Genomic DNA, 8,442 nt, shown 5'->3' with positions numbered 1-8,442 from the left:
CACCGGTACCAAAAACTCGCATCTGACAGTTACCGTGTGGAACATGTTCTAATTCTTATCTATCACTTCTTAAAAGTCGCTTTAAAGTTAGGAGTTTTAAAACCATATGCTTCGCTCTGATCTCAACAAGTTCCCTGATTACAAGCCCGGCAAGTCCGACGGCGACAAGCTGAAGCTCTCCTCCAACGAAATCCCTAACCCGCCGCTTCCCTCCGTGCTCGAGGCAATGACGCGGGCGGCAGCGGAGACCAACCGCTACCAGATCGATGGCTGCCCAGAACTGACCACCGAGCTTTCTAAGTACCTGGGCGTTCCTGAAGATCACCTCACCATCGCGGCGGGCGCCTCGGCCATCGTTCAGCAGGCCATCGGAATGTCCTGCCACACTGGTGACGAAGTAATCTTCCCGTGGCGCAGCTTCGAGGCTTACCCGCTCTACGTGCGCATGGCCGGCGCGGAACCAGTGATGACTCCGCTTACCGAGGACGACCGCTTGGGCTTGGATGCCGTAATTAAGGCCATCACGGACAAGACCCGCGTCATCATCCTCTGCAACCCGAATAACCCAACCGGCACCACCATCACCAAGGGCGAGTTCCGTGACTTCATGGAGCGGGTTCCGAAGGACATCGTGGTTATCCTCGATGAGGCTTACTGGGAGTACAACGACGCGGAGGATACCCCGGACTCTGCCGAGGAGATTTTCAACTACCCGAACCTGGTGGGCGCCCGCACCTTCTCCAAGGCCTTCGGCCTTGCCGGTGCACGCGTGGGTTACGGCATCGCCTCCCCGGAACTCATCCACGGCCTCAAGCTAATGACCATGCCGCTAACGGTTACCTACATGGCAGAAAAGGCTGCCATCGCAGCGCTTAACTCGGCAGAGGAGCTGCTTGCCCGCGTCGAAGAGACCAAGGTGCAGCGCGAGCGCGTAGCAGAGACAATTGGCGCGCGCCCTTCCAAGGGCAACTTCGTTTGGATTCCACGCAGCGACGCCGAAGAGGTTGAACGCAAGCTTTCCGACGAAGGCGTCATCATCCGCCGCTACCTGGATGAGGGCGTTCGCGTTTCCATTACCACTGAGGAAGAAACAAACACTTTCTTGGCCGCCTGGGAGCGTGCGGGCATTCGCCCATTCGGCGAATAATCGCCTTCTATCCCATCGCCCTTTCCCTACTTAGATGGCGGTTGCTCACCTGGAACCGCCGGCAGGAAGTCTGCCAATAACGCCGCCAAACCCGTTTGAAACGGATCTTCCGCAAACGGGTTGGCGGCTTTTTGCTCTTCAATTGCCGCAGCCGAAAGTTTTTCCTGCCATGCAGCACGGGCGCTGCGCAGATGCGGCGCTTCTACACCACCGTCTTCGGGAACCTCGAAGATTTCTTGGGGAGCATTGGCGTCGAAGGCGGAGCCGTAGATGAAGGACTCCAACATGATAATCCGCGGCAGAATCTGCGCGGATTCGACGCCGGCAAATGCCAGTACCTCAGCTAATTTTTCGTACATTTTCCCTGCCCGTGGAGCACCTGACACGGGGGTAGAAGCAATGACCTCCACCAGCGGATAATGCCGCGCGAATACATCGCGGTAGGAACGCGCCCAGAACTCTAATGCGTGACGCACGCTCACCTCGCCAGCTAAAGCCGCGTCGAGAAGCGATGCGTCTACCTGCGCCATAACCGCATCCTCTACAAGGATGAGCAACTCATGTTTGTTAAGTACATGGTTGTACAACGCGCTCGGCGCCACCCCCACTTCGCGGGCAATTCGGGCCATCGTGAGTTTGGCATAGCCACTTTCCTCCACAATTTTTAAAGCGGCCTCGGCAATTTTCTCACGGTTTACCAGCGCCTTTGGCGGCCGACCTTTAGCGCGCGAAAAATTCATGGCTCAAACCTCTATCCAGAGTCACATTAAGTCCTGTACAGTGACACGCAACACAAAATGAATGTTGTTCATTTTGCGCTGAGCTTTCAAACAATCTTCCCATAGACGTTTCCTCTGCACCGCGTAGAGGAAGATGTTCACCACTTCACACAGGAGAACCCACCATGTCGTCATTATTTAGCAACGAATCCAACACCAACCCGGTCCTCGAGCGCGACGTTGTCGTCATCGGCGCGGGCCCTGCCGGCCTCATGGCAGCACGCACGCTGAAGAAGAAGGGCCTTTCCGTCGCAGTCCTGGAAGCCCGCGACCGCGTCGGCGGCCGTACCTGGAATGGCAAGGTCAAGGATGCCGAGGGCGTCGAGCACTTCGTGGAGCTGGGCGGACAGTGGATTTCCCCGGATCAGACGCGGCTCATCGAGCTCGTTGATGAGCTAGGACTCGAGACCTTCCAGCGCTACCGCGAGGGCAAGTCCATCTACGTTGCCCCAGACGGCACCCGCCACGAGTACGAGGGCGCCGTCTTCCCTACTTCCGAGAAGACCATCGTGGAGATGGACCGCCTCATCAAGATCATGGATGCCCTCGCAGCCGAAATGGACCCGGCGCGCCCCTGGGCACACCCGCGTGCGAAGGAGCTGGACTCCATCTCCTTCCGCACGTGGCTCGAAGGCTTGTCTGATGACCCGGAGGCAATCGACAACGTCTCCATCTACGTCGCCTCGGGCATGCTCACCAAGCCTTCCTATGCTTTCTCCACCCTGCAGGCAGCCCTGATGGCTGCTTCCGCAGGTTCCTTCTCCAACTTGGTCGACGAGGACTTCATCCTGGACCGCCGCGTGATCGGCGGCATGCAGTCCGTATCGCTGACCATGGCAGAAGAGCTGGGCGAGGAGGTCTACCTCGGTACCCCGGTGCGCGAACTGCACTGGGCCGAGGTTGACCCAACCACCGCTGATGACCTCAACAAAGTCGCAGCCGACGTTCGCAACGGCGTGCCCAACAACGGCGCTGCTGGCCAGGTGACCGCCTACTCCGAGAAGGTCACCGTGAAGGCGCGCTACGCCGTGCTCGCGGTTCCACCAAACCTGTACAACCGCATCTCTTTCGTTCCGCCGCTGCCACGAGACCAGCAGATCGTGCACCAGCACATCTCCATGGGCTTGGTCATCAAGGTCCACGCCATCTACGACAAGCCTTTCTGGCGCGAAGAGGGCCTTTCCGGCACCGGCTTCGGCGGCGGCCGTTTGGTTCAGGAAGTCTACGACAACACCAACTACGGCAAGAACTTTGCTGCCTCCGCCGAGGGCGAAGAAGACCAGTACGGCACCTTGGTTGGCTTCGTCTCCGACGTTTATGCCGAGGAAATGTGGCACCTGCCAGAAGAAGAGCGCAAGGAGCGCATACTTTCTGCCATGGCGGACTACCTGGGCCCGAAGACCAAGGAGCCAATCGCGTTTTACCTCTCCGACATGGCCGCTGAGGAGTGGACCCGCGGCGCCTACGCCACCTCTTATGACCTAGGCGGCCTATCCCGCTGGGGCCACCTGCAGAACGAGCCGACCGGCTCCATCTACTACGCCTGCTCCGACATCGCTGCCGAGGGCTACCAACACGTCGACGGCGCTATCCGCCAGGGCGAGCTCGTCGCCCAGAAGATTGCCGATAAGGGTTAAATATTGTCTGCTTCTGATTTTGATCGCCGCGCAGCCACCGGACATATCTTGGTGGGCTACGTTGCTACGGACTACGGCAAGGACGCGCTCCGCTTGGGCATCGCCCTTGCCAAGACCCGCAACGTTAACCTCGAGATCGTCATGGCCGCACCGGCCAATAATTCCTTCTCCGGTGTCTACCCGCACGACCGCGGATACAGCTCCATCCTGGAAGAGCAGATTGCAGGTTGGTTGCAGGAGGCGCTGGGCGAAATCCCCAGTGACATCCGCGCCACCGCCCGGATCGTCCCTGGCGAGTCTGAGGCCGAGGCGCTCAATCGCACGGCGGAAGAACTGGACTGCGACATGATCGTGGTTGGTGCGCGCAAGGGTGGCCTTTTTGGCCGCTTCCAAATGGGTACCGCGGTCAACACGTTGTTGCACTCCGGTACTGTCCCTATCGCTCTCGCGCCACACGGCTACTCCTACCCCGGTCCCATCAGCCGCATCACCGCCATGTTTGGTCCGCGCCCAGGCACCACGGACGTCATCGCAATTGGTTTGGACCGCGCACGGCGCCGTCGCATTCCGCTGCGCCTGCTTTCGCTCGTGCTGCCTGGCGAGTCCGATCTGCATGGCCTCGGCACCGACGTTCCCAATGCAGTACGCGCTTACGCCAACCGCAAGCTGGGCGATATCGCCGAAGAAATGCTCTCGGCTGGTTACGCCACAACCGACGTCGCCACTGGGCGCGACGTCGAAGCAGCAATGGAAAACGTCACCTGGCAAGACGGAGAGCTCGCCGTGGTTGGCTCTTCTCGCCTCGCGGTTCCCGGCCGGCTCTTCTTGGGTGGCACGGCGTCGCGAATGCTGCGCTCCATCCCTGTCCCTATGGTCGTCGTACCAGCCGGCTACATGCACGCCGGCGCCGACCACGAAGCGATCTAGCAGGCGCTTTCGCCCAAATCGCTTCCTACCACCAGACCGTATTTCCTAGTTCTTTTTGAAAGGCGGTGAGTAGTCATGACTAGTGCCACTCCTGCACCACCGATTCAGCCCACGCCGGGCAGCGGCGATAACATCGCCTCCACCAAAGGCCTGGCTACCGGACGCGTCGGCTTACTCGGCGCAGTCGTCATCGGCATCAGCTGCATCGCGCCGACCTATACGCTGACTTCCGGACTTGGCCCCACCATTTCCGCGGTGGGCGAGTTTGTTCCGGCGGTCCTCCTTTTGGGATTCATCCCGATGCTCCTGGTGGCCTTTGCCTACCGTGAGCTCAACAATGCGGTTCCGGATTCCGGTACCTCGTTTACTTGGGCCACCAAAGCCTTTGGCCCCTGGGTGGGCTGGATGGGCGGATGGGGCCTTATTACTGCCACCATCCTGGTGCTTTCGAACCTTGCCGCAGTCGCTGTGGACTTCTTCTATCTCTTCCTTGCCCAGATATCAGGCCGCCCCGAAATTGCAGACCTGACGCGCAATCTCTGGATTAATATCCCCACCACGATGGTCTTCATCGCGATCGCAGCCTGGGTTTCCTATCGTGGCCTAGATTCCACGCAGAAGTTGCAATACGTGCTGGTTGCCATCCAGATAATGGCCATTGTGGTCTTTGACATCGTGGCCATCGTGCGCGCTTATAAGGGCGGCGGATTCGACTTCACCCCGATTTCAGTTTCATGGTTTAATCCGCTGGAAATCGGCAACTTTTCCCTCATCGCGGCCGGCATTTCCTTGTCCATCTTCATGTTCTGGGGCTGGGACGTCACGCTGACGATGAACGAGGAAACGAAGGACCCAGAAAAGACTCCAGGGCGCGCTGCAACCATCACGGTCTTGGTCATCATCAGCCTCTACATTCTGACTGCCTTGGCCGTCATCACGTGGGCAGGAACGGGTGATGAAGGCCTGGGTGCCGGCAACCCGGAGAACCAGGAATCGATCTTCGCCGCGCTCTCCTCCCCCGTGCTCGGCTCGGCCGCCCTGCTTATCTACGTCGCTGTGCTCTCAAGTTCCTTCGCCTCGCTGCAGTCCACGATGGTGGGCCCCGCCCGTACGCTGCTGGCGATGGGCTATTACAAGGCGTTGCCGCCGGTCTTTTCCAAGATCAGCCCCAAGTTCCGCACGCCGTCTACGGCCACGATTGCCTCCGCTATTGCAGCGGGCGGTTTCTACACGGTCACGCGCATCCTTTCTGAGAACGCTCTGTGGGACACCATCTCTGCCCTCGGATTGATGATCTGCTTCTACTACGGCATCACCGCCGTGGCCTGCATTTGGTACTTCCGCCACGAGCTTTTCAGCAGCGTACACAACATCATCTTCAAGTTCGTCTTCCCCCTGCTGGGTGGCGGCTTCTTGCTGCTGATGTTCTTTACCACCGCATTCGATTCGCTTAGCCCGGAATACGGTTCTGGCTCCTCAATTTTCGGAGTGGGCACCGTCTTCGTGCTGGGCATGGGAATTCTGTTGCTCGGCGCCGTATTAATGCTGTTCACGCGCTTTGCCCATCCGGATTTCTTCAAGGGCCGCACATTGAAGCGGATAACGTCCGGCGAAGACTCTCAATTGCCGCTAGTTTAGAGGCTAGCCCTATTTCAACCTAGTTCACTATTAGGCTCTAAAAAGAGCTGGATCACACAACAAGGAGTATTAATGTCTAACACTTACCGAGTTCAGAACCCTGCTACTGACGAGATCGTCGAGACCTTCGACTCCGCCACCGACGCCGAGGTAGAAGGCGCACTGGCGAAGGCCGCCGCAGCCTACCGCGAGTGGAGCGCGCGCCCGATGTCCGAGCGCGCGGAAATCGTTGCTCGCGCAGCACACCTCTTTGCGGAGCGCAAGGAGGAGCTGGCCAAGATTGCCGCGGAAGAGATGGGCAAGCCTATCTCCGAAGGCATCGAGGAAGCAGAGTTCTCAGCGGCCATCATCAAGTACTACGCCGATAACGGCGAGGAGTTCACCAAGGATCAGCCGATTCCGGCTTCTGCCAATGGCACTGCGGTAATCCGCCGCCTGCCCATCGGCCCGCTGCTTGGCATCATGCCGTGGAACTTCCCCTACTACCAGATTGCCCGCTTCGTGGGCCCGAACCTGGTCCTCGGCAACACCATTATCTTAAAGGACGCAGAAATCTGCCCTCGCTCCGCACTCGCCGTGCAGAAGATCATGGATGACGCTGGCATTCCAGAAGGCGTGTACAACAACATCTTCGCCACCCACGAGCAGATTTCCACCATCATCGCGGATCCACGCATCCAGGGCGTTTCCCTGACTGGTTCCGAGCGCGCCGGCGCCATCGTGGGTGCCCAGGCCGGCCAGCACCTGAAGAAGGCAGTGCTCGAGCTCGGTGGATCCGATCCTTATATTCTTCTCGATACCGACGACGTCAAAGAAGCAGCCAAGCTGGCGTGGACGACCCGCATGTACAACACGGGCCAGGCCTGCAACTCCAACAAGCGCATGATCGTCATGGAAGACATCTACGAGGAGTTCGTGGCTGAGCTGACCAAGCTCGCACAGGAAGCAAAGGCAGCGCCTGCCGACGCCCAGGGTGAGGGCACCTACTCCTGCCTGTCCTCCCGTGCGGCGGCGGAGACCCTGCACGATCAGATTCAGCGCGCGGTGAAGGAAGGCGCTACCCTGCGCGCTGGCGGCGAGCTGGCGGACAAGGGCGCCTTTGTCTCCCCGGCCGTTATCACCGACATTCCAGTCGGCTCCGACATCTACTACGAGGAGTTCTTCGGCCCGGTTGCCGTGGTCTACCAGGTTTCCTCCGACGAGGAAGCGCTCGAGCTGGCCAACAATACCCAGTTCGGCCTGGGCGGCACCGTCTTTTCCAAGGACACCGAGCGCGCAGCGGCCATCTCCCGCCGCCTCGAGGTGGGTATGGCCAACGTCAACACCCCGGCCGGTGAGGGTGAAGAGCTGCCTTTCGGCGGCGTGAAGCGCTCTGGCTTCGGCCGTGAGCTCGGCCCGCTGGGCATGGATGAGTTCGTCAACAAGCAGATGTACTACATCGAAAACTAGTCCTGCTGGCTTGCCGCCCACGCTCATACGCAAAAGGGAGGCTGTCACTAACCAAAGCGTTAGTGACAGCCTCCCTTCTTTTGATTAAGCCCTAGGGCTCAATCAGTTGAGCTTGCCAACTGACTAGTCAGAAGATCCGGTGGAAGACCCGTCGTCGGAAGCACAGGCATCGTAGACCAGACCGCCTACCAGAAGTCCGGCAGCCACGAGGGCAAGACCGGCGCCTAGCTTGCGCACCTCCGGGGAAATCTTCGCGTTGAAGGCCGCGAGCTGGCGATTAGCCTGCTCGACCTGGCCGGCCAGCTGCGGGTTGAAGATACCCAGCTGCTTCTGCGTCTGAGTGTTGAACTGCTGCCACTGGCGTGCCAGCTGTGCCTGCATCTCAGACAGACCTGGAATGCGAACCTGTGCTGCCAGACCTGCCGGGATGAGCAGCAACAGTGGCAGCCCCACTGCCAAGCCGGTAGCCACACAACGCTCAGAAGGCTGGTAGCTCGAGGAACCATCCGAAGAGCCATCAGAAGACCCATCCGAGCTGCCTGGGTTCTTGCCGGGGTCAGTACCCGGATCAGTGTTCGGCTCGGTGACGGTCACGGTGATGCTGTCGATTTCCTTGTCGGAGTCATCGCGGACGATGACGGTTACGGTATCGCCTGGCTTGGCGTCTGGCTTGATGGTGACGATGACATCGCCGTTCTCTTCCAAGGTCGCGGAACCTGGGCCGGTGGTCTTATCGACGTTGGCACCTGCCGGTACCTTGCCGCCGACATTTGGAACCTTCACGACGCCACCAGCCGGGGCCTTCGCATCGTTCCAAGACGGTTCATCCGGGGTTGGGTCGGTTGGATCCGTCGGGTCGGTTGGA

At 59.5% G+C, this 8,442-nt stretch carries 6 protein-coding genes and 1 pseudogene; 5 read left to right on the top strand and 2 right to left on the bottom strand.

The features are described from left to right. Window positions 1-106 precede the first annotated feature (106 nt). Window positions 107-1,147 carry a histidinol-phosphate transaminase gene (locus HMPREF2724_RS00060; RefSeq protein ID WP_070455501.1) on the top strand — a complete coding sequence of 347 codons (1,041 nt, stop codon included), beginning with the start codon at window positions 107-109 and terminating at the stop codon, window positions 1,145-1,147. A gap of 26 nt (window positions 1,148-1,173) precedes the next feature. On the opposite strand, the gene HMPREF2724_RS00055 is transcribed toward HMPREF2724_RS00060, so the two are convergent. Continuing rightward, window positions 1,174-1,887, bottom strand: coding sequence for a TetR/AcrR family transcriptional regulator (locus HMPREF2724_RS00055; protein WP_070586647.1), 714 nt, complete (start codon window positions 1,885-1,887; stop codon window positions 1,174-1,176). 164 nt (window positions 1,888-2,051) lie between these two features. Here HMPREF2724_RS00055 and HMPREF2724_RS00050 point away from each other — a divergent pair, with 164 nt between their 5' ends. The 4 genes from HMPREF2724_RS00050 to HMPREF2724_RS00035 all read left to right on the top strand — a co-directional run bounded on the left by HMPREF2724_RS00050 (window position 2,052) and on the right by HMPREF2724_RS00035 (window position 7,577). Beyond that, entirely contained in the window at window positions 2,052-3,563 is a 1,512-nt protein-coding gene (locus HMPREF2724_RS00050) for a flavin monoamine oxidase family protein (protein ID WP_070586644.1), read from the top strand. A 3-nt stretch (window positions 3,564-3,566) separates the two neighbouring features. Next, on the top strand, window positions 3,567-4,490 hold the full coding sequence (locus HMPREF2724_RS00045) for a universal stress protein (protein WP_070455507.1): 924 nt from the start codon (window positions 3,567-3,569) through the stop codon (window positions 4,488-4,490). Between the two features lie 75 nt (window positions 4,491-4,565). Beyond that, window positions 4,566-6,128 (top strand): APC family permease, encoded by a 1,563-nt coding sequence (locus HMPREF2724_RS00040; RefSeq protein WP_070455509.1) that lies wholly within the window; start codon window positions 4,566-4,568, stop codon window positions 6,126-6,128. Between the two features lie 72 nt (window positions 6,129-6,200). Continuing rightward, window positions 6,201-7,577: an NAD-dependent succinate-semialdehyde dehydrogenase gene (locus HMPREF2724_RS00035; RefSeq protein ID WP_070455511.1), complete on the top strand. Its 1,377-nt coding sequence runs from the start codon at window positions 6,201-6,203 to the stop codon at window positions 7,575-7,577. A gap of 123 nt (window positions 7,578-7,700) precedes the next feature. Here the strand turns inward: HMPREF2724_RS00035 and HMPREF2724_RS12735 are convergent. After that, window positions 7,701-8,442: pseudogene (locus HMPREF2724_RS12735) on the bottom strand (hypothetical protein); the annotation flags it as partial.

The organism is Corynebacterium sp. HMSC071F07 (assembly GCF_001810285.1).
Lineage (GTDB): Bacteria > Actinomycetota > Actinomycetes > Mycobacteriales > Mycobacteriaceae > Corynebacterium > Corynebacterium simulans.
Note: the sequence above shows the minus strand (reverse complement) of the source record. Positions and strands in the feature narration are given on the sequence as shown.

Excerpts from the sequence above, each read along its gene's own strand:
- HMPREF2724_RS00060 (WP_070455501.1), top strand. The coding sequence starts at position 107 with ATGCTTCGCTCTGATCTCAACAAGTTCCCTGATTACAAGCCCGGCAAG.
- HMPREF2724_RS00055 (WP_070586647.1), bottom strand. The coding sequence starts at position 1,887 with ATGAATTTTTCGCGCGCTAAAGGTCGGCCGCCAAAGGCGCTGGTAAAC.
- HMPREF2724_RS00050 (WP_070586644.1), top strand. The coding sequence starts at position 2,052 with ATGTCGTCATTATTTAGCAACGAATCCAACACCAACCCGGTCCTCGAG.
- HMPREF2724_RS00040 (WP_070455509.1), top strand. The coding sequence starts at position 4,566 with ATGACTAGTGCCACTCCTGCACCACCGATTCAGCCCACGCCGGGCAGC.
- HMPREF2724_RS00035 (WP_070455511.1), top strand. The coding sequence starts at position 6,201 with ATGTCTAACACTTACCGAGTTCAGAACCCTGCTACTGACGAGATCGTC.